This is a genomic window from Enterococcus sp. DIV0213h (assembly GCF_051711285.1).
GTDB lineage: Bacteria > Bacillota > Bacilli > Lactobacillales > Enterococcaceae > Enterococcus_D > Enterococcus_D casseliflavus.
Genome location: NZ_JBIOMH010000001.1, coordinates 354,812 through 376,743, shown reverse-complemented (window position 1 = coordinate 376,743; position 21,932 = coordinate 354,812). Strand labels below are relative to the sequence as shown.

Below are 21,932 nucleotides of genomic sequence, written 5' to 3'. Positions count from 1 at the left end.
TCAGCGCATCTTCTGATGATGTTTCTACGACGCTGAACGGTCCAACAACTTATGGGCGCCCAGCAGACATCCACTAATTATAAATAAAATAACAAATAAAAGAAACCAATTTTTCATTGATTGTTGTTTCCATACCGTTTCTTGTTTTTCAACCATCACTTTTGCTGCTTTCGGCGTGCTGATTGTCGCCGCTGGTTTTTGTGGGTGATCGGCAGTCGCCTGCTCAACAGGAATCGCTGTCAGCACGTACCGTTCTTCTGTTCGAGTAGGCGTAGGACAAGTGATCAAGGTCAATTTTGGTGTCTGTTCTTCCTCTAGCACCGACAAGTCCGACTCGTCTACGATTTTTTTATCCGTGATGATATACTGTTGACTCTCCTCGAGATAGGTCACTGATACTTCCATCCCCACCTGTGCTTCTAGCAATTGACCAAATAACAAACTTTGTCTGCCAAGATGATGCCCTAAAACGACAAAATTGCTATTTTTCAACGAACGTTCGGGAAACATCACGACGCCGCCTCTCAGCAGCTGTTGATTCGTTAGTCCCACCAACAGCGGCTGCTGGAAATCGATCGCCTCGATTGCGACAAAGCCGTACCCAGTGATCGTTGTCGGCTGAGGCGCCAATACATCTGACAGAGCTGGCATTTGGATCGTTTCTTCTTCTGGGATCGTTGCCGGCAGTTGGGTGGCTATCGTCAATTGCGTGGTGCGTAATTGCCAACTGACGATGCTTTCTTTTAGAAAAGGCAGTGCCAGCAAAAGGATACCTACGATGATCAACCCATCGATCAAGCATTTCTCAAGGCGCTCACGCTTCATCCGTTTCATTTTTTTTCTTTCGTCGGTACCATAAAAGCAGCAGCAAGGCGAGTAGTAGCAACAGTCCGCCGATCAAGAAATAAAGCCATGTGTAATCTGTTTCGATCGTCACATCCTTCTTATTAAGATCACGTGCGACCTCTCCCGTCACTGTAAATTCTTTTTCGAAGGTCCATTTATAGAGATAGCTTTCTTCTTCGCCTTCTTCATTTTCAATTTTGTATTGCCCTTCATCGCTTTTTCCACCATAGGCAACGGAAGTCAACACGTAGGTCCCTGCTTCTAAACGTTGTCCTTCTAAAGAGATTGGGTACGAGAAGTTGGAATTAGGTGCCATTTGCATTCGTGAGGTATCCGAAGAATACAAGACGTCGCTATCACCTTTTTTCTTCACTTCATTGATCAGGCGTAATGAATTCAAGTAAGCTGCTTCAGGATTTTGAAGGGTGACATTGATAGTATTTCGGGCGTTGACTTGACCTGGTCCAACATCCAGCAGTTTTAGATCCGGTGAAACTTCTGTTGTGTTTTGTCGCAGTAAAATCGCAACGACATAGGCATACTCATTCTTGATAGCTAACCCTTGCTCTTCTTCACTGTCAGCAGTATCGGCTTCCTCTGTCGTCTCTTTTAAGGTCAATCCGCCTGCGATGACTCCTTCAAAGGATTCTGAAGGCATGGTGATCTTTAAGGGCAAGGTGATTTGGGATTGTTTGGGGATCGTGATCTCTTCATCCACTTCAATCAAATCAGCCATATCATAAGGCAAGGTTTCGTCCGCTTCGATGTCGTTTTCGCCATATTCCACGACTCCGTTTAAGTTTGTGGTAGCTGAAGCGATCACTGGCACGATGACGACCTCTTGATCGGTGTCATTACGCAATTGAACTTCAACGGTTTGTACCGTACCCGGCGCCATTTTCAAGTCAAAATAAGTTTTTTCTTTATCGATTTGATTTTCTGGAATTACGGGATTGACGGCAAAGTTAAATTCAGAAGCGGTTCCTATCGTTGGTACAAAAAAGAAAATACTTGCGAATAGGAGCGCCAAAAGCTGGTTGATTTTTTTCATGATGGATGTCCCTTCTTTCTATGTATTCTCCTTAAACCTCGAAAGGGTTCAAGGAGAAAGCTGGTACTTATGGGTTTGTTGGTGTGTCTGTCAGTAACCAAGTAAACGTGGTGTTGTATTGGCTGGCATATTTTGTCGTTGAGCCTGGAACTTCCAACTCAATGCTATCCATAGCTGCAGCTAAACTATCGCCCCAGCTCATTAGATAGGTCCCTGCCCCTTCGCCATCTTGGGCACTCATCACTAAGGATTGGGCACCATTTGGATTCAATGTGATCGTTGAACTCACATTTGATGGTTTTGGTGACAAGGAAGGTGTTACTACAGTTCCCTTCGTCAAGCGAATTTGCGCGGCGGACAATTCTTGATCTTCTGCTGTTTTGAACTGACCATTTTGGCGAACATTCAATGTCCAACCGCTCTCTGTTCCCCGATTGTCTGTCACTTGGACAAAATTTGGTCCTTCTTGATTCACATTTGCTGAATCTACGTATTTTTGGGTTTCCGCATGGTAGATCTCTGTTTTTGAGGTGATTTTTTGCGTACCAAAGTAAAGGCTTGAAGCAAAATCAATCGATAACGGTCCGTTGGTTCCTGGATTTGGTCCATCTGGGTCCGTTGGGTCAACTGGTTTGATCGGATTTTCTGGATCTGGGTCTGTTGGACTGATTGGATTGGTTGGGTCTGTATTTGGTTCAAAAGTGATCTGTCCGTTTGAATTGTATTCTGCGCTGTCCGCTGCTTGTGCCAGCACAGGAGCAGCGAAGCTTAGCCCTAATACTGAGAGAAATGCTAGTGTTTTTTTCATGTCTATACTCCTTATCCTTCCGTTCCTGGTGTATCTGATAATACCCAAGTTAGTGTAGTCGTGTAGCTAACGGCATCTTTTGGTGTGCTGCCGGGTACAGAAAGTGCGACCGCTTTGGTAACATCTGCTTGTACTTCTTGGCCATCCTTATCTATTTCAGTGACCGTCTCAACGCTTCCCCAAGCGTTGACCCATGTTCCAGCACCCGTTTGATTTGCTGCGGTCATCACCACTGATTCAGCACCTGCTGCATCCAATGTGATCGTCGCTTCTGCCACTGGAGCAGTAACGCCGATCGCATTTGATTTAACGGCAGGACTTGTTAGAGTAATGACAGAACCAGTCAATTCTTGATTCAACGTCGATTCGTTTTTGAATTGACCATTTTGCTTCACAGACAACCGCCAACCGGCATTGCTACCGCGATTATCCGTTACTTGAACATAATTGGCAGTTTTTAATGTAGAAACTGTGTCATCGTCATTCAAATACCCTTGTGCTCGTGCATAATAGACTTCATTTTTATTGGAGATTTTATTGACGCCAAAATCTAAGCTAGAGGCATAATCGATCGATAATGGTCCATTCGTTCCAGGGTTTGGTCCATCTGGATCGGTTGGATCCACAGGATTGACTGGGTTTTCTGGATCTGGATTTTCTGGATTGACTGGGTTCGTCGGATCGGTATTTGGAATAAAATCAACCGCCCCATTTGAGGTGTAAGAAGCCGCTTCAGCTGCTGAAACCTCAGTTGCTGCACTCGCTGCTGCCAATACGGCAAGACTTAAAAAGACCCATGCTGTTTTTTTCATTTCTATTTGACACTCCTTTATCTGTTTTACTGAAAATCAGTGATTTTAATTGCTTTCAGGGACATTCTTTAAATTCCAAGTCAATGTCGTCCGATACTCTTTGGCTAATTTTACGGAACTGCCTGGTACATTTAATTTTACTGCCGTTGACCCTTCCGTTGCATCGTTCCCAAACTTGTAGATCCAAGTGCCCATTCCTTTTCCGACAGGTGCGTTGACCAATGTGATTTCACTATCGGGTACAAAGGTATGACTTGCCGTAACCGTTGGTGCATACTGCATATCGGTGACCGAAGTTGCTGCACCTGAGGCGATCGATAATGAAGCCCCGACTAGTTCTTCGTCATCAGCCGTTTTGAATTGTCCGTTTTGCACAACGCTCAATGACCAGCCTTCTTGCGTTCCTCGTTTATCTGTTACTTGCACATAGTTTGGTCCAGCAGCGCCAGCTGTGAACTCTTGCAGCTGTGCGTAATAATCTTTTGTTTCGGAAGTGATCAATTGGTTGCCAAATTGAAAGCTTGAAGCAAAATCGATCGATAATGGTCCAGCTGTTCCAGGGTTTGGTCCATCTGGATCGGTTGGATCGACGGGATCCACTGGTTTTTCTGGATCGGTCGGATCAACTGGATTGGTTGGATTCGGGTCCGCTTCAAAAGTGATTGCTCCATTTGAGGTGTATTCAGCGGCATTAACGGTTGTTGGTAACAGAGCAGTGCTCATCAATAGAATGCCTGCCGTCAAGAAAAGTTTTTTCATTTTTTGTTCTCCTTTTGATTAAAATGATTCCTGCTGCCAACAAAACGACAAGACCACTGCTTTGATAGCTATTAAAGTGATCCGACCCTGTTGCCGGCAGAATGTTGTTGCCTTTTTGATTTACTTGTTTATTCCCTGGCTGTTCTTTTACGGGCTCTTCTGGCTCCTCAACTGGTTCTTCATAGACACCGAAAAAGGAAGTAATGCCATTGCTGTCATAGGCACCTGCTTCGGCTGCTGAAACGAGCTGAGGAAACATTAATAGACAGCCAGCAATAATACCGATCATGATTTTTTTCATTTATTTTCCTGCCTTTATGGGTTGCCAGGTGCCGAAACTAGCTGCCAGCTCAAGGTTCCTTGATAGTCCCCGACTTTTTGCTGTTCGACTGGAACGGTAAGCTTGATTCCTTCATTCTGACTTTCGCCCCAGTGCTGGTTCACGACGTATGTGCCATTTTCTGTCAATTCCGTTTCCTCGATGATCATTTCCCCACTGGTTATCATCTGTTCTTGACCGTTTGTCACAAAGCGGAAGACATCGGTTAATTGATCTGTCCCATCCGTTAATGGCTGTTGCTCTTTGACCGTCAAGCGCCATGGACTCCGTTCGGACCCTCTCGTATCTTTCACTGCTAGCTCGCCTGTGATCGTTGGCCAATAATCTTGTGTTTCTGTAGCAACTTTCTGCTGTCCAAAATCAAAGTCTGTTGGCACACTGCTTAAAATAAGCTCGCCGGCAACTGCGACATTGACGACTTTTTCTGCCCGTTGACTGCCTGCTTCATAATGGTAAGCCGTTGACACATTTTTCAACAGCTCAGCTTCCGTTGCTTGCTGGATCGCGGCAAAAGCTTGTGGATCGACAGTCGGTGGTACATTTGCCCGATTATCTGCAAAAATCGTGGTTGCTTGGGTATAGTCTGCCAAAGCGGCTTCATCTGTCAGTGCCGTTGCTTCTGGTAAGGTCAAACGGACATCTTTTGCATAGACGGCAAATTGCCGATCAGCAGAAATGACACTTTCATTTTTGACCACCACCAGATTCACGGTAGTTTCTGCCTGATTCTGATCGTTTTCCCCTACGGAAAAAGTGACCGCTTGTTTGCGGTAGACCGCTGTTTCTAACGGTTCTTGAATCGCAGCTAAGACCTCATCTGTCAGCGTATCCTTAAAGAAAGGACGCCCTCTGGCTTCGAGATAAGTCACGGCTTGTTCTTTTGTCAGCGATTGTGCCTCTTGCTCTGTAAGGATCACATTGCGGGCTTGGACTTCCGCCTTATTTGAGTAGCGGACACTGATATCGTAACTATACTCCCCATCAGGACTCGTCCAATCAACTGGCTCTGAATCTGGTTGTTCCGTCAACTGCTGCTCCGTGCTATCCAGCTTGCTGGATTTGATTTGACCCGCATAGACCCATGAACCGGACGTTTGGGTTTCTGGTGTAAACGTCAATGTTGGCAATTCCGTTACCGTGTAGGGAATCAATAAACGCCCTTTTTGCACCTGCGTCCCCGCCTGCTCAGTTCCCCATGCTTGCAAAGTCAGCGGCGTATTGTTCTCTTTGACTGCCGTTACATTGTGACTAATGGCACCGATCCCATTCGCGACTCCGGGTGTTTCGACTTCGTAGTTAATGATCGAACCTGGTATTGCAATACCGTACCCATTGGCTGCATTGGTCACATCGTTGTCCCCGATGAAGGTTTTCCCAGTCGCTTTTTCGATCCCGCTGAAATTGATTGGCGTGATCGCTACAGCATTAGCAGCAATTGGATTTATGGTCAGTACTTGATAGGCACTAACCGCCCCAAACCACGTTCCTTGACTGTTGACTCGAGAACCTGCATCATTGGTCGTCGTTTTCAGCCACGTTAAATGATCTTTATCCGTATCTGGTGTGGCGAAATCCGAGAGATTGATTCGCCCCGTTCCCGGCGGCGACTCGATCGTCCCTTTGTCTTCTACCGTTAACTTCGCCCCTGAAATCAAATTCGTTGCGGAAGAAATCCCGATACCAGCATCCTTGGAAAGATGGATGTTACCGAACTGATGATAGGTCGTTGCGTGATTGGCAGCAGTCGCTGAACGGCCATTTTTGATGTCTCCCCCATTGGCCATCAGCTTGATGCCGTTTGTCACATTCAATTCGGTAAAGTTGACGATCCCCAGACCCGTCACAGCGATTGGATCAGTTTGATAAGAAGCTGTCCCATCGACATTTTCACCAAAGTTCATCTTCACTTGATTACTGCTGTTGGCTACGATCGTGTTCGTAAAGTTATCTGACGCGTTTCCGCCTGAGATCCCATTGATACTTTTGGCTCCTTGAAGTCGCATCTCGACATCTCTTAAAATTTGATTGGAAGAAATATTGGAATAATACGTGGTGTATAAATTCCCGATACTTGATCCTTCCGCCTGGATATTCATATAAATTTTGCCGCTTCTCGTATTGCTAGCAGTCCGTCCGCCATCACCATAGATCGTTGCCCCATTCAGCGCATCTGACCCCGGCTTTGTGTAAATGTTCAATGTAATCGTATTGGAGCTGTCGGTCCCAACGATATTTGTACTGTTAAACGGATTACCGCCTGAGATGTTCGTTCCAGAAGGAAGGGCAAACTCACCATCGTAATTTCTCAAATCCAATGTCAAACTGGCATTTCCTAATAACCGTCCATTGTTCGTAACACCGCCTGAAAAACCATTAGACCCTGTACGCGGAGTACCTGAGAAGTTTCCGCCAAACACTCGATTATCCGAGTTTCCGTTAATGGTGTGGGAAGAAGCGACACCATAAGAGGCACCGAGTGAGGCATTGATCACCCCATCATAAACCGTTACTGCGACATTGCCGGTCACTAATAAGTCATCCCAGCCACCACCAGATAAAAACCAGTCTACTTGCCCATTATTTACTGTCGTTCGTCCATCTCCGTAAACACGGCGTCCAGTATAGCCTGTTCCTTCTAGCGTATCGACGATCCCAGAGTTCAAAGTATTGGAAGAATTTCCCTCAATGACACCTGAGAAGGAACCACCGTAGGTCCAGCGAGCAACCGTGTTATTCAAGATCGTTTTGGTATTCCCTTTAATATAGATATCCCAAGCTGTTCCTGGATAACCGCCGCCACCAACGATATCCCATCCAGATGAATAGCCTCTCGTTTTATTGCTCGTTGAGTAATCTAGATTTGTCGGTCTGGTTCCTGTGTAAGCAATCCCATCTCCCCCAGGACTACCATCCGAAGTGATCGTACCAACTTCAATCGTCGTATTTCCCTCAACATAGCCGCCTCGACCAGCTGCCGTCGAATAAATCGCACCGTTTGAAAAGGAACCGCTGACTAGATGAGAAGTGATATCGCCATAAACTTTAAAACTTGCCGCTGCTTCTGCCAGTGCTGCTCGTTGCTCAGGAGTATAATTGTCATACGTCGTCGTATTCGAAGCCCCCATTGAACTTTGAGTCAAGGTACTAACGTTGTTTCCCCCACCGCCGTTAAAATCACCAATTCCGCCGACGCTGGCACTCGGTCCCGCTTTCACGGTGTTGACGATGTTTCCTGTGATGGTACCAGTATTCCGATTGCCACCTTCAAATTCACTCCGTCCAGTGGAATAGCTGCTGGCATCAAGGTTGGTCACGATGGCATCCTTAGAACGGTCAGAGCCGATGTTGCCATAAAATGAACCGCCTACAAACCGATTGGATATACCTGACCAACCGCCTGCACCCGAGATCGTACTGCGGATCGTTCCATTGATGTTGCCATATTGAACGCCACCAGCAAAAGTACTTAAACGGAAGCTTGCATTGGTGGTTTGAATCGTCGTTTCAACATTGCCTGTCACATTGGCTGTATTGGAAGCGTTTGTTCCAAAACCACCGCCATAATAATTACTTAAGGTCCCATTCAAACGATTGATCGTGACACTGGTATTCCCATCAATCGTACCGATATTGGCACCTCCAGCGATCGTACTGATATTACCTACTGTATTATTTACGACAATCGCTGTATTCCCGGTCAATGTACCACCGTTTTGATTCCCCCCATAAATATTCCAAGTTCCTGAACCTGTCGCATTCAATGTGATCGTTGGGTTTCCCGAAAGGTCGCCATTGTTGCTTCCCCCATAAATCGCAAGACCATTCCCGGTGGACCCACCGTTCAATGAAAGGCTATACCCATTCATGTACATCCTCGTACCACTATAGTTGAGGTTTCGAATCACTACATCAGAACCGAAGTAAATGTCCGTGCCAAGTGCAACCGTGCGACTCCCAGTGGTCAACGTTGTTGCATCTGTGATGGGATCATCACTATGCCCTGTGATGATCAAGCGGCTGACTTTTCCTTGTAGCGCATAAAAAGTCATGTTCGTATTATCGACTGTGGCTGGAATCGTCTTTGAAGTCAGATTCGTTGGCAGTGATAGCGATCCACCCGAGCCAACATACAAAGCAAATTCTTGGCCATTGCCGTTTTGATACATATCAAACAACGCTTGACGAATGCCTTCAGCACTATTGGTGTATTCCGCATATGCTGATCCATCTCCAGCTGGGCTTGGTACAGCGATCACTTTCGTTTTATCGGCTTCTGCAATGATCTCTTTGATCGATTGCTCTGCCAACGAGATGTCCGCCGCTCTTGCCTTAACCGTCGGTTTAAAAACAGCAGTTAAGGTTTGGTTCTCCGTGAGAATCAATTCGGTCAACGCTTGACTTGTATAGACCGTGCCATCTAACGACCAGCCTTCAAAAGCAGTATCATCTTCAAAAACTGGCAACTCACTTTCTTTTAGTGCTTCCCCTTTGTTTTTGCTGATCTGAGTGCGGGTTTCCCCGGTAGCAAATAGATGCTCCGTGTCTGTCAGAAAGGTCACCTGTACTTCTTCTGCAGCTTCCGATGAAGCTTCTGTTTCAGATGAAGCTGTGTCAGTGGCTCCTGTAGACGAATCTGTCGAAGCAGGTTCACTAGATGCTTGCACTTCAGTTTCGTTCGTCTCTTCCAGACTGTCGATCGATGAAACGACAGGGTCAGAAGAAGACATACTTTGTTCTTCACTTGTTTTTGTAACACTTTCGGCTTGTGCCACTACCATTGCATATGAAAAACACGGACCTGATGTTAGTAGAAAAACAAGTAAAGTTGTTAAAAACCGTTTCACTTTATCCCTCCTATCTTAAAAAAATAAACGTATCGCGCAGTGCACGCCCTGTGTTACAACTCTTAGTTTAGCGAGTTGGCGAAAGAGAATTATAATTCTTTTTTTCTTCCATTCAAAATTATGATTATAATTGATTTTTCATAATTCCGATTTTTGTAACTTCCACATCTTAGAGCTATCTGTTACTCATCGATTGAAAAAAAGCGCAAATTATCAGGATGAATCATCGATTCTTTTCAAAAAACTGCTTTTCTCTTTCATAAATCATACAAAAAACGAGGGATAAATCAACACTCATAATTAAATTAAGATGAGAAAAATAAATAAAAAGTTAGAATATTTGACAAAATTCAGCGGCACAAAACTCTTTTCTAACGACCTAAAATAATAAGTTAAAAGAACGCTTCCTATCTTCTGACTGTAGATAATGATAATGTTATAATCAAAAATGAATAAAAAACGTTATTTAAAAATTCCATTGCATATAAAATAACAAAATAAAAATTATTATTTTTTTTATAAATCACTGTTTTTGATAAAATAAGTAAAGTTATTTTTGAAATAACGCAAAAAAAGCCTCAAACAGCGTTCTCTGTTTGAGGCTTTTTCAACTCTTTTTCCTTTTATGGATCAATTAAATAAATGATCCGCCATCCACAAAAGTGGTATAAATATGCTCGTCCGCCACTGGATCCCCTTGGATCGATTGTACGATTTTCTCAGCTGCCACCATGCCCCATCGATGTTTCGAATAGGAGATCGTCGCTAAGCGCGGCTGCACAAAAGCGCCTAATTCCGTGTTATCAAACCCGATGATGCGGATCTCTTTTCCGATGCGATAGTCGGTCTCGCGGACATATTTGTAGACACCGATCGCCATTTCATCATTGAAGGCAAAGATATCAATGGGAAACTGGGGATCATTTGCTAAGAGCTGTTTTGCCGCTCGATAACCAGAAGGTTCCGTGAAGTCACCAGGAATGACTTCATAAGGAATACCAAAGCGCGTCAATTCTTTCGTGCTGGCTTCCAAGCGCTCCCGACTGTCGTAGCCTTTTTCTGGCCCTGCTAAGAGGAAGACTTTTTGGCTTTGTCCAGCGATCAAGCGATCGATCGCCAGCGCAGCCCCTCCTTTATTGTCTAACAAGACTTGATGGATGTTTTCATGAGACAAGACGCGGTCTAACACGACGATTTGATGCCCTCGTTGGGCGTATTGCTCGATTTCCTTTGCTGGAAACGTCCAATCCAAAATGATGGCACCGTCCACCATCCGCTCAGGAATAAACAAGTGTGATTTCTTGCCGCTGCAGACGATCATTTCATAGCCGAAAAGTTCCAGCCCTTTCTTGATGCCATCTAGCAATTCCCCATAAAAACTTCCCGCATAATCGGCGAGATAAACACCGATGATGTTGGTTTGTCTGCGTTTCAGTGTGCGAGCAGCCATGTTCGGAACATAGTTCAATTCGTTTGCGATCGCTTGAATCCGCGCGCGGGTTTCCTCGGTCACTTTTGGACTGCCATTCAATGCATACGAAACGGTGGATATGGAGACACCCGCTTTTTGGGCAATATCTTTGATTCCTACCATGGCTTCTCCTTTCTTAACGATAAATATCGATCGTATTGGTTTGGTTTTCGTTTAATTTGGCGCAAAGTGCTGCTTTCTTCAGGACAAGCGCACCTTGACGGTAGCGATTTTCCGCAAACTCAGTGGACATTTCTTCGCCGTTGATCAATACTTTCGGCGTACTTGCCGAATGATAGACGATTTCGACCGGCCGATCAAAGAGTCGATACGTCAGTGTCAACCCTGCTAGCTCCGCTGGCAAGACAGGATCAAGTTCAACGTGATCAACAAAGGTACGAATGCCTAACACATTGCTGATCAACTGATTCATATAGATCCCCGGTCCACTAGAATAGATGCGCCAGCCGCCTTTGACGCCGACTGCTGCCTCCTTAAGTTTACCAAAATTTTCTTGGGCTTCAACCCTTGTTTTGAAATCGCCATCAGAACTGCTGAAATACGCATTTGCTTGACGGATCTCCGCGTTTTCGACCCGTTGAGCGATCTGGATCGGATTGATGACCCCTAGCGCTTGCCAAGTCTCTTCTTCTCGACCTAATTTCGCCATCGCTTCGGTAAAGCGGATGTGGGCGTGAACGTACTGCAAACCGATTTCTCGTCCAAAGTTGGCTGCTTGTTCTGCTCGCTTGAAATTGGTGCTGACACCACCCACATAAGTCGCTGGACGATTCATCAAGCGCACCCCATCTGGAAATTGCAAATGCTCCTTGATGATCGCCACATGATGATCGGCTTGTTCGGGAGATAACAGCTCACCGATCATGCTTTGTTGCATCGGCAGCAAGCGGTATTGGATACCAGTTTTCTTGTCAGTCGGATGGACCATCAGTTCCACGTGCTCGCTATCTTCCATATAGACAAATCCTGGCAACGTGCCATCAGCTAACATGTATTTTTCAAAGTCGTGTTTGATGCCCTTAGACAGTTCTGTTAAATGTTTGGCATACTCTGGGTCAAATGACTGCAACTGGCTGGCTAATTTTTTCAATACTTCATAGGTCAAGGCAACGGTCCAGCTGCTGGCCATTTGTTTCTTCAACTTACTGTTATTTGGCTGCAAGGTGTCATCCCAATCGCCATCGCCATAACAAGACAGGTACGTTCCTTCCAAGAAGTTCGCTTCGATATACGCCACTTCTTTTTTCAAATGATCAAACAACGAAGCTTTGGTCTTGGTTTTCAGGAAGGTTGCGCGATCCGTATAAGGCAGTTCTTTTTCCAAAATCGCGAAATCTTTGGTTTTTTCGAGATAGTCACTAACGACTTTCATTGGCCAGACGATCACATCTCCGTGGCTCTCATCGGCTTTTTGTTTCTCATAGCGATCAAACATAAACCATTGTGGCCAGTTGCCGTCATCTGCAAATTGATTTTCAAACAAATGCTCGATGATGGACGCCACCATTTCAGGACGATTAAGTGCTAAGAAATACTCAGTCGGTCCTTGGGAAACGTCTCGAGTCCCCCAAGCAGCACCACCGTACTGTTCAAGACCATGAGGAGACAAGTAATGAACAAGCATATTGTGGGTGTACCAACGTGCCAAGTGATTGAAGGATGTAACGTCCGCCTGCGAATGTTTCAATTCAAACTGATTCAACAAATCATCGACAAAGGCCGTATAGGCAGTGTCTTCTTGCTGGCGATCTAACGTTTCGGAAACAAAGGGTTCACCAGTCAGTGTGCCTTGGATCACGAAGGAAACCGTCGGCTGTTCTGCAAAGGTCAATACGGTCGTGCTATCAGCAGCGGCCACATTGAAGATTGCTTCATCGGTCAGTTCAAAAGGTTGAGCTGCATGGAGATAATACGTCAATTCTGGATAAGTTTCCGCAATCGGTGAATCCGCTGTTCCTTTGATGGTGAGCAATTGCTGGTCTCGCGTAACAGTAGCAGTTGGTGTGGCTTCATCGATCCCCATCACAAATTGATTAGTGATGGCCCAGGTGTAGGCACGTCCTGCTTCACTGGTGATGGTGGTTGCGATCGTGCGTCCGTTTGCTTTCGTGAAGGTCGTTACTTGAATGACATCATCCGCTGTTTTGTAGTACCACGTCGCCGAATTCAAGCCCATTTCAAAAGCAGATGGCATCGTTAAAATCCGCCATTGATCGCCGTCTTTCAGATAGATCCGCTGACCAGAACGTTTGAACAGATTCAATGAGTTGCGGCTATTACTCAACAATTTATTCATGTTCGTATTGCCTAATACGATTTGGGAGTTAAACATCCCCGTCATGTAAACAGTCGTGCTCAAAATGGGTTGATCGACGATCAACTCTTGTCCGCTCATCAAAATATGTCCATGGGAGCGTTCCATCTGTGCTTCTTTTTCCTTCAACACGACATGGTGATAGTCAGGGGTAAAAAAGGAATAAAGCTGCTTATCAACGATTTCCACTGCTTCTTGCTGCGGGAACCGCTCGTTGATTTCTTCTGTGGAAAATGTCAGCCCTGTGAGCGGTCGACCGAAGTTTTTTCGTGGCTGCGCCGTTGCTTGCAACGAGTCAAAGGACAAGGCTTGATACGTTTCTTTCAGCGTTTCAAGTGCAAACTGCGGTTCATTGACTGCCGTCGCTTGATTGGCTTTGACCGCTGCGTAAAAAACGATTTCCGTAGGCGTCTCACTTACCGTCAACCATTGCGTTTGCAGTGCCGTATAGGCAAATTCGTATTGATACACTTCATTGGCTAACGTTTCTTGGCTAAGTGCAGCTGGTTGATTCGTTTCTTTGTAGCTGCGACCGAAAAATTGATAGCCATCCGTCGAGAAGCCTTTCAAGGCTTGGAAGCTGCCCTGTTCCACTAAGGGAAATTGACCATTTTGAGGTTGATTTTGGCGCGAAGAAAGCACGATGCGACCCTTATCATGGCTAACATGATGGTCGATATATTGCGAAACATAGGCTTCATTGGATTGAACAGCACCTTTGGCGGCATTACCAAGATCTTGTCCGTAAACTAGTTCCGCTTCCCCAGAACCACTCAATTGAACCCGCCAGAACCAGCAATCTTGTGCCAATTGGAAATCAACTTGGTAATCGATGGACTGGTACGTCCCAGTCCAAGTCAGCTGTTTGTCTGAGTAGGCAAAGGCACTGTTAGCATTTGAACCGATCAAGGGAATAAAGGACAACTCCCCCGCCTCACGCAGACGTAGATAGATTTGATTCAAACTACCATCTAGCGCATTTCCGTTCAACTGATTGATCATCACACCGTGACTTTGGATCTCATATAAATCACCGTTTGGTAAAAACGTCACGGTCGTATTTGCGTTATTCATCACTATTTTTTTCGTCATAGAAACCTTCCTATCTTACCTAACTAATTGCAGGGTTGTTTGTTGGGTGTCTCGGCTGTTCCCACCAATCATGATGTGGAATTTCCCTGGATCACTGCTTAATTGTTGGTTGCTGTGGACATAGCGCAGCAGTTCTTCCGTGATCTCAAATTGAACGGTTGCTGATTCGCCAGCCTCTAGCCAAATTTTCTTAAAGCCTTTCAGTTCTTTCACTGGGCGAACCACTTCACCGACTAAATCGCGAATGTAGCATTGGACCGTTTCCCAAACCGCTGCTGTTCCTTGGTTCGTAACAGTGATGGAAGCCGTGACCGTTTGATCTTTGGTCATAGTCGGCTGATCCAACGTCACCGCAGAATACGCAACTGGGCTATAACTCAAGCCAAACCCAAATGGATATTTGGCATAATTGGAGACATCCAAATATTTTGAGACATATTTTTCATCCGGTGCACTTTCATAAGGACGACCGGTATTGTCAACGTTGTAATACACAGGAACTTGTCCAACGGTTTCTGGGAATGACATGCTCAAGCGACCGCTTGGATTGTATTCTCCCCACAGGATCTGAGCAAGTGCGTTTCCGCCTTCGGTTCCAGGGAACCAAGCCTCGACGATCGCTTTGGCTGCATCCACACCTTGCAAATCAAGAGGACGACCGTTATAAAGAGTTACGATCAATTGCTCGTTGTATTCTTTTAAGGTTTCAACCAAGGACAATTGGGCTTGCGGCAAACGAATGTCGCTGCGGCTGGCAGCTTCGCCGCTCATCCATTCCTGCTCTCCTAGTGCTAAGACCACTTTATCGGCTGCCTTCACTAATTCGATTGCTTCTTGGATCGCCGTTTCAGACGGTGCAAAATAATCAAAGGGCTCTTGACCGATCAACAGATCCGCACCCAAGGCTTGAGCACCCTCCACTAATGTCACTACTTCTTCTTGTTTTCCTTGCCAAGACCAAGCACCTAATAGATCACGGGAGTGAGCACCTGGGCCCACGATCGCGACTTTTTCGGTTTTCTGCAACGGCAGGACACCTTCATTTTTCAACAACACCATTGATTTCTTTGCGATATCGCTGGCGATCTCTCGGTGTTCTTGAGACAAAACAGTGGCTGCTTCAGCGGCTTCATCAGCGCCGCGGTATGGATTTTCAAATAGCCCCAGCTCATTTTTTAAGGTCAAGATTCTTAGCACCGCTTCATCGACTAAGGCTTCCTCAACGGTGCCTTCTGCGATCAACTCTTTCAAGTTATCGGTGTAGCAAGTCGTCATCATCTCGATATCGACCCCAGCTTTGATGGCTAGTTCAGCGGCATGTTTTTCATCCTCCGCTGCGCCATGAGCGATCACTTCTTTGATTGCTGCCCAGTCAGAGATCACAACGCCTTCAAACCCGAATTCTTCTCGCAAAACATCGCGGAAAAGCCAGCGATTGGCCGTTGCTGGAATGCCGTCTACCGTATTAAAGGAGGTCATCACCAGCTTAGCACCAGCATCAAGGGCTGCTTTATAGCCTGGCAAATAACTTTCTCGCAGTTGGCGTTCTGACATATTGACCGTGTTGTAATCGCGACCACCGATAGCCGCACCGTAAGCCGCAAAATGTTTGACGCAAGCAGCCACGCGGTTGAAATCCGTTCGCAGATCATCCCCTTGATAGCCTTTGACGAAGGCTTCAGCGAAGCGACTGTTCAAGTAAGGATCTTCCCCCGTCGATTCCATGACACGGCCCCAGCGTGGGTCTCTTACTAAGTCCACCATCGGTGAAAAGGTCACATGCAAGCCAGAAACAGCTGCTTCTTTGGCAGATACTTCCGCCATTTTCTCCGCTGCTGCCAAATCCCATGAACTACCTAATCCTAATGGAATCGGGAAAATCGTCCGAAAGCCGTGAATGATGTCCGCCATCAATATCGTCGGGATATTCAAGCGGTTATTGGCGATATACTCTTTTTGGACGCGGATCGCTTCTTTTGCACCAGAAACACCTAGCGTTGTTCCCGCGTTGTTGATGTTTTCTTGTGTCAGTCCTAAGTCGCCCATCGGACCTGTTTTCTCTTCTGCTTTATCTGAATAAAAAGCCGCTGCCAGTTGCAGCAACTGATCGATTTTTTCATCTAAGGTCATTTCTGAAAGTAGTTCGGTTAATTTCTGCTGTTCCATTTTTATTCATCCTTTGCTTTCTTCAAATTGGACTTCTGCTTCTAAAGGGAAATGATCGGAGGGAAAACGACGATCATAAGAATCCGTTAGACAGGCGGTTTTGACCACCGTGAAGCCTTTCGTATAGATATAATCAATTTCTTCTAGTTCTTGCCATGGTAACGTATAAATAAAATTTTGATAGGAGCCTTTTGGCCCATGATGGTGCTTCTGTCCATGTTCTTTGGCATTTTGAAAATGCTGCTCTAAGTACCGATGCACCCGCTCCGTTGGCTCCGCATTCAAGTCGCCCATCAGCAATACAGGATAACGTTCGATCTGATCTGCCAGCTGCTCAAGGATCACTTTCATCCCTTCAAAACGAGCCATTTCTGAAATATTATCTAAATGAGTCGTGATAGCAAGAAACGGCGGATTCTTTTTTTCCTGCAAGACTGCCCAAACACATAAGCGTGAATACGCAGCTTCTGGATGAATACTTGGTTCAGTCGGTGTCAATGACAACCAAAACGAACCTGAAGCTAATAACTCGAAAGCCTCTTTTTGATAATACAGTCCGATGCCTTCGCCTAAGCCATCACCGTCACGTTCAGCCGTGACGGAAGCATACTGCGCTAACTTTGCTAAATCTGCAAATTGGCTGGGACGAGCTTCTTGGATCGCCAGAACATCCCAGTCGTAGTAATCGATCAAGGAGCAGACCGCCTCCGATCGATAGTGCCATTGCCATTCTTGGTCATAGTCGGTATCGACTCGTAGATTGTAGGTTGCTGCTTTCATCTGCATTCATTTCCTTTGAGTAATTTTGTGATTTGCTGCATCTCACGACGGATTTGTTTCGCTTCGCCGCCGCCATGCCCTTTATTTAAGTAAATACGCAATTCTTTCGGTCCAGGAATCTTTTTATAGGAAACGAAGAAATCTTCCATGGGACAGATGGGATCAGCACTGCCGACCGATGTATAAACAGGACCAGTTATCTGATGAGCAAAATACTTCAAATCAAAATAACTCATGACTTGATAGATCGTTTCCCGCGTTTCTGGAAATTGTTCGATATACTCTTGAATCACCTGGTAACTTCCTGTTTTTTGTTCGATCCGATGGACAAGATTGGAGTGGCTTGGCACATCGGCAAACGTCGCAAAAATCGGGACGTTCGTTAATGCGTTGACCAATAAGGCGATGCCGCCTCCTTGTGAGCCGCCTCTTAAAATAATGCGCTGCGGATCGATTTCCGGTATCTGTTGAAGGACTTCTAGTGTGCGCAAACTATCTGCGACCAATCGCTTCATATAAAAATCTTCTTTTTTCAAGATGCCGCGTCCAAAAGGTGCTTCATGCTGCGTGGTTTCATAGGAAACCTGATCTTGCGTGCGTCCCCCTTGTCCGCGATTGTCGATGACAAGACAGCCGCAGCCGATCAATAACCAATGAGCAAATTGGAACGGTTCTTGCACATGATTCATATAGCCTAAAAAATCAATCACGATTGGACAATCTGCCGCTTGTTCTGGCAGCAGCAGATGCCCATAGATCGTTTCATTACCAAGACTTTGAAAAGAAATCGTAAAACAATCGATCCCTTTCAGCAAAGGCGCTTGTTTGGTTCTTTCAAAGGCTAGCGGAAGGGTGTCAAGTTCTTGTTGGACCGAAGCCCAAAAATAGGATCGATCCGTCGCTGTGGATTCAGTCATTTGTCTCTTCCCCCTTCGCTAATACTTTATTGAAAAACAACACTTGGACAAAGGCTGAGCCTGAGATCCCTAAACAAACAAATAAGAATAGGTTCACTTTGCTGCACAATACAAAGACAAGAATGGGGATCACCAATAAAATGATCGCATTCGCCGTACTGCTAAGAACCGCATAGGCCGTTTCTTTTGCTGTTTCTTGCAATGATTGGGCAAACAAGCTGTACAAGAGAACGAACACGACGAGATACAGCGCAGCCAAGCTGACGAGGATCACGGCTAAAACGCCAAAGTAAGGTGTAATCATCATCAAGGAATAGATCAACCCAGCAAAGACTGCAACATACGCAATAATAAGACCTTCTAAGAAGAGCCCACGTTTGAGGTTGCTTAAGAATGCTTGCTTGTATCGCTGCCAAATCGGGACATCCCGTTCCTTGTACAATTGATCGATCGTCTGATACAGCGCGATCAATGCTGGTCCTGCGAGAATCAGCGTCATTGCTGGAATCATAAAGAGAAAACTAACAATGATCATATCTGCTAAAAAAGCAAAGACCCGATAGTACCATCCTTCATAAGAAAATAGTCGATTCATTATGATCCTCCAATCAAAACTTGCTGATTTGTGCTGCGGGTGCTACGTAAACTTGTTTCTTGCCTTCTTGTGAATTTGGGTCGTTTCTCAACGTACAGTTTTCTGGGTTGCAGGTTGCACGTCTCACTACGTGAGCCAATCGCAGTGATTCTTTGTATGGACACTACGCTCCCTGCGGTCGCCTAGTACTTTGAAACATCAGATTTTGCGCAAAGTGCGCGCAAAACCTGTGTTTCTTTGGTTGGTCACTACGCTCCTTACAGTCGCCTAGTACTTTTCATCATCTGCTCGTCTCCGCTTTCGCTTCGCCTATAGTTGCACTAAGAAAAATACACTAAGTGCAGCTTGCATGTCTCACTACGTGAGCCAATCGCAGTGATTCTTTGTATGGACACTACGCTCCCTGCGGTCGCCTAGTACTTTGAAACATCAGATTTTGCGCAAAGTACGCGCAAATCCTGTGTTTCTTTGGTTGGTCACTACGCTCCTTACAGTCGCCTAGTACTTTGAAACATCAGATTTTACGCAAAGTGCGCGCAAAACCTGTGTTTCAAAGCAAAGGAGAGGAAAGGTCTTTTTTTTGGCTTCCTTTCCTCTCCTATGGGGGTTATTTTAGTCGTTCGCGGTTTTCGGCCATTTTTTCAGTTTTAATGTCTTTGATTGCATCCCAGTTGTTTGAATCTAAGAAGCTTTCAAAGTCGGTTAGTGTGCTGTCAAATGTTCCTTCATCTTTTGAACGGATCAGTGAGATGATCGTGCTGTTGATTTTGGTTTTGATGGCTGTGTTTGAACGTGCTTCAGCAGTTCCAGCATCTGGATCCGTATTTTCGATCACAAAGTGTGGATACAATTTGCCTTCGCCCCACTCTTGCATTTGAGTCAACGCATTTTCGGTTTTGACTTTCAGTGCATTGACACGGTCATTGTTAAAGTAGTTGAAACGGCTGATACCATATTTTTTGTTGTAGCCTTCGTTGTCGGTTTGTTCCATTTCTTTGATTTCTGGCAAGTAATCGATTTTGCCTTCATCGTTGTATTCATACGTCACGCCTTCAACACCGAATTTTGTCAAAATTTGTCCTGGTTCATCGATCAAGTACGTGAAGAGTTGGGTTACTTTTGCTGGATCCGCCGCATCTTTTGTGATGTAGTTGATCAACCAGCCAGAGATTCCTGTTTGGTTCAAGGTTGCTTCACGACCAGACGTGCTGGCAGGGCCATCGATTGCGATGTAGCGTGTGTCAGAGTTTTTCATGAATTCAGTGAAGTTCCCACCTTGTCCGCTCGTTCCTGCGACTAAGATCGTTGCATAGTCCCCTTGTTTTACTTTTTCATCATAGGTTGGACCGTCATCGGTAAAGCTGTCATCACTGATGTTGCCGTCACGATACACTTGATTGAAGGTTTTCAACCATGAGATATATTCTTCATCTAAATTACGGTCGTAGAACGCACCATCTTCATCTTCTAATGGAACACCTAAGAAATCTTGCAATTTATCTAAGAATGGTCCTGCTGTTTCGCCGATCGTTGTGAAACCCATTGGTGTCAAATCAGGGAATTTCTCGCTGATTTCTTTCATGACTTTCACATAGTTTTCTGGCGTCGAAACATCTGGTTTGCCTAATGCTTCATAGACATCTTCACGGATCACAAAGTTGTCGTTGACGGGAATATTGCCGCTTTCGTAGTCTGCTGCTGTGTTGGAATAGTTTGGATAACCATAAGTTTTGCCATCATCTAAAGCAAACCATTTGAAGGTATCTTCGGTCACGACATTCATCAAATACGGATCGTATTGTTCCGCTAAATCGTTCAATGAGTATGCCCAGCTATCAGCTTTTGTGGCTGCTTGGCTGGTTTTATCCATCAACGTCACGATATCAGGCATATCACCACTTGAAATCAAAGCGTTTAATTTCGAATCATCCCCTGAAATAAATTCAATATCAATGTTCAAATCTTTTTTGATTTGGGCTGTCGTCACATCTTCACCAAATGGCAAAGCTGTCCAGTCTGAATTGATGTACCATGTGATCTTGGTTGGTTCTTCTTTGGTATCGAGTTTCCATGCTGGTGTCTTTTCATCTAACTCATACCGATCTTTGATAGAAAAATCCGAACTGCTGGCATTGTCTGAGCTGCCGCCACATGCTGCTAAGCTGAGTAATGCTGATGCTGCCAATAAACCGCCTACTACTTTTTTCATGTCTATCCCTCTTTCTATTCTTTTACTGCACCGGCCATCATACCGCCGATAAAGTGTTTTTGAAGCAATGGATATATAATTAAAATTGGCACTGTCGTGATGACGATCGTAGCCAACTGAACCCCACGGGTCGTTGCTTGGACGATAAAGTCGGTACTACCGCTTTCAGTCATCGTACTCAAGTTGGATTGGACGATGATTTCATAAATCTTCATTTGCAGCGGATAGAGATACTCTTTTGTGATATACAGTTTTGTCGTCATAAAATCGTTCCATTGGCCAACCCCGTTGAACAAGATGATGGTTGCCAAGGCCGGTTTCGTTAATGGTAAGAAGATTTTATAGAAGATTTGGAATTCACTTGCACCGTCGATCTTCGCAGATTCTTCGAGTGAAGGCGGAATCTCACGGAAAAAGTTCATTAAAATCACGACATCATAGTAGCTGAACAAGGCTGGAATAATGTAGACCCAGAAAGAATCCAGTAATCCTAGCGAGCGAATCAGCAAGTACGTTGGAATCATCCCACCACTGAAGTACATGGTGATGACCCCCATCGTTGTATAGATGTTGCGGCCGACCAAGCGTGATTTACTCAATCCGTAAGCCACGATCGCACAAAACAAGGTATGGGTCGCAGCCCCAAGAACCGTTTTTAACACTGAGATCAAGAAGGCACGGGGGATACTTGCGTCGGAAAAAACTTTCCGATAGTTTTCCCAGGTAAAGCCTTTGGGCCATAACACGAGGCCGTTGCCCGCTAATCCAGAACTAGAAGACACGGAGGAAACCAAGATATTCCAAATCGGTACGATGATCATCAATGAGAATAAAATCAAGATCACGGTATTGAAGAAGTAAAACCACGTGTTTTCTTTTGCTTTTCTTTTGATCATGTTTTTTCCTC

At 45.2% G+C, this 21,932-nt stretch carries 15 protein-coding genes; all 15 read right to left on the bottom strand.

Annotation, left to right across the window (positions count from 1 at the left end):
- Positions 1-24: 24 nt before the first annotated feature.
- The gene (locus tag IGI77_RS01805) at positions 25-825 is read right to left on the bottom strand and encodes a class A sortase (protein ID WP_151195947.1); all 801 of its coding nucleotides are present in this window, start codon (positions 823-825) and stop codon (positions 25-27) included.
- Positions 815-1,897 (bottom strand): DUF916 and DUF3324 domain-containing protein, encoded by a 1,083-nt coding sequence (locus IGI77_RS01800; RefSeq protein WP_438769293.1) that lies wholly within the window; start codon positions 1,895-1,897, stop codon positions 815-817. Before IGI77_RS01800 ends, IGI77_RS01805 begins: the two co-directional genes overlap by 11 nt.
- Before the next feature lie 67 nt (positions 1,898-1,964).
- Positions 1,965-2,705 (bottom strand): WxL domain-containing protein, encoded by a 741-nt coding sequence (locus IGI77_RS01795; protein ID WP_438769292.1) that lies wholly within the window; start codon positions 2,703-2,705, stop codon positions 1,965-1,967.
- 11 nt (positions 2,706-2,716) lie between these two features.
- Positions 2,717-3,517, bottom strand: a complete 801-nt coding sequence (locus IGI77_RS01790) for a WxL domain-containing protein (protein WP_016609550.1) — start codon at positions 3,515-3,517, stop codon at positions 2,717-2,719.
- Positions 3,518-3,562: 45 nt separating this feature from the next.
- Positions 3,563-4,276, bottom strand: coding sequence for a WxL domain-containing protein (locus IGI77_RS01785; RefSeq protein WP_016609549.1), 714 nt, complete (start codon positions 4,274-4,276; stop codon positions 3,563-3,565).
- A complete protein-coding gene (locus tag IGI77_RS01780) occupies positions 4,209-4,577 on the bottom strand; it encodes an LPXTG cell wall anchor domain-containing protein (protein WP_010748658.1) in 369 nt (122 codons plus the stop codon). The genes IGI77_RS01785 and IGI77_RS01780 overlap by 68 nt, the downstream gene beginning before the upstream one ends.
- A gap of 14 nt (positions 4,578-4,591) precedes the next feature.
- A complete protein-coding gene (locus IGI77_RS01775) occupies positions 4,592-9,460 on the bottom strand; it encodes a hypothetical protein (protein ID WP_438769291.1) in 4,869 nt (1,622 codons plus the stop codon).
- 634 nt (positions 9,461-10,094) lie between these two features.
- A complete protein-coding gene (locus IGI77_RS01770; RefSeq protein WP_015508838.1) occupies positions 10,095-11,054 on the bottom strand; it encodes a LacI family DNA-binding transcriptional regulator in 960 nt (319 codons plus the stop codon).
- Positions 11,055-11,067: 13 nt separating this feature from the next.
- On the bottom strand, positions 11,068-14,358 hold the full coding sequence (locus IGI77_RS01765; protein ID WP_438769289.1) for a GH36-type glycosyl hydrolase domain-containing protein: 3,291 nt from the start codon (positions 14,356-14,358) through the stop codon (positions 11,068-11,070).
- Positions 14,359-14,373: 15 nt separating this feature from the next.
- Positions 14,374-16,524 carry a glycoside hydrolase family 3 N-terminal domain-containing protein gene (locus IGI77_RS01760; protein ID WP_074934427.1) on the bottom strand — a complete coding sequence of 717 codons (2,151 nt, stop codon included), beginning with the start codon at positions 16,522-16,524 and terminating at the stop codon, positions 14,374-14,376.
- A 6-nt stretch (positions 16,525-16,530) separates the two neighbouring features.
- Complete coding sequence (locus IGI77_RS01755) at positions 16,531-17,310, bottom strand: endonuclease/exonuclease/phosphatase family protein (RefSeq protein ID WP_438769288.1); 780 nt, start codon at positions 17,308-17,310, stop codon at positions 16,531-16,533.
- Positions 17,301-18,221 (bottom strand): acetylxylan esterase, encoded by a 921-nt coding sequence (locus IGI77_RS01750; protein WP_438769287.1) that lies wholly within the window; start codon positions 18,219-18,221, stop codon positions 17,301-17,303. The genes IGI77_RS01755 and IGI77_RS01750 overlap by 10 nt, the downstream gene beginning before the upstream one ends.
- Complete coding sequence (locus IGI77_RS01745; protein ID WP_015508834.1) at positions 18,214-18,816, bottom strand: DUF624 domain-containing protein; 603 nt, start codon at positions 18,814-18,816, stop codon at positions 18,214-18,216. The genes IGI77_RS01750 and IGI77_RS01745 overlap by 8 nt, the downstream gene beginning before the upstream one ends.
- A gap of 607 nt (positions 18,817-19,423) precedes the next feature.
- Complete coding sequence (locus IGI77_RS01740) at positions 19,424-21,025, bottom strand: sugar ABC transporter substrate-binding protein (RefSeq protein WP_005227174.1); 1,602 nt, start codon at positions 21,023-21,025, stop codon at positions 19,424-19,426.
- 14 nt (positions 21,026-21,039) lie between these two features.
- The gene (locus IGI77_RS01735) at positions 21,040-21,921 is read right to left on the bottom strand and encodes a carbohydrate ABC transporter permease (RefSeq protein WP_005227173.1); all 882 of its coding nucleotides are present in this window, start codon (positions 21,919-21,921) and stop codon (positions 21,040-21,042) included.
- Positions 21,922-21,932: the final 11 nt, after the last annotated feature.

Coding starts and splice junctions, on each gene's coding strand:
- IGI77_RS01805 (WP_151195947.1), bottom strand. CDS start 825: ATGAAGCGTGAGCGCCTTGAGAAATGCTTGATCGATGGGTTGATCATC.
- IGI77_RS01800 (WP_438769293.1), bottom strand. CDS start 1,897: ATGAAAAAAATCAACCAGCTTTTGGCGCTCCTATTCGCAAGTATTTTC.
- IGI77_RS01795 (WP_438769292.1), bottom strand. CDS start 2,705: ATGAAAAAAACACTAGCATTTCTCTCAGTATTAGGGCTAAGCTTCGCT.
- IGI77_RS01790 (WP_016609550.1), bottom strand. CDS start 3,517: ATGAAAAAAACAGCATGGGTCTTTTTAAGTCTTGCCGTATTGGCAGCA.
- IGI77_RS01785 (WP_016609549.1), bottom strand. CDS start 4,276: ATGAAAAAACTTTTCTTGACGGCAGGCATTCTATTGATGAGCACTGCT.
- IGI77_RS01780 (WP_010748658.1), bottom strand. CDS start 4,577: ATGAAAAAAATCATGATCGGTATTATTGCTGGCTGTCTATTAATGTTT.
- IGI77_RS01770 (WP_015508838.1), bottom strand. CDS start 11,054: ATGGTAGGAATCAAAGATATTGCCCAAAAAGCGGGTGTCTCCATATCC.
- IGI77_RS01765 (WP_438769289.1), bottom strand. CDS start 14,358: ATGACGAAAAAAATAGTGATGAATAACGCAAATACGACCGTGACGTTT.
- IGI77_RS01760 (WP_074934427.1), bottom strand. CDS start 16,524: ATGGAACAGCAGAAATTAACCGAACTACTTTCAGAAATGACCTTAGAT.
- IGI77_RS01755 (WP_438769288.1), bottom strand. CDS start 17,310: ATGCAGATGAAAGCAGCAACCTACAATCTACGAGTCGATACCGACTAT.
- IGI77_RS01750 (WP_438769287.1), bottom strand. CDS start 18,221: ATGACTGAATCCACAGCGACGGATCGATCCTATTTTTGGGCTTCGGTC.
- IGI77_RS01745 (WP_015508834.1), bottom strand. CDS start 18,816: ATGAATCGACTATTTTCTTATGAAGGATGGTACTATCGGGTCTTTGCT.
- IGI77_RS01740 (WP_005227174.1), bottom strand. CDS start 21,025: ATGAAAAAAGTAGTAGGCGGTTTATTGGCAGCATCAGCATTACTCAGC.
- IGI77_RS01735 (WP_005227173.1), bottom strand. CDS start 21,921: ATGATCAAAAGAAAAGCAAAAGAAAACACGTGGTTTTACTTCTTCAAT.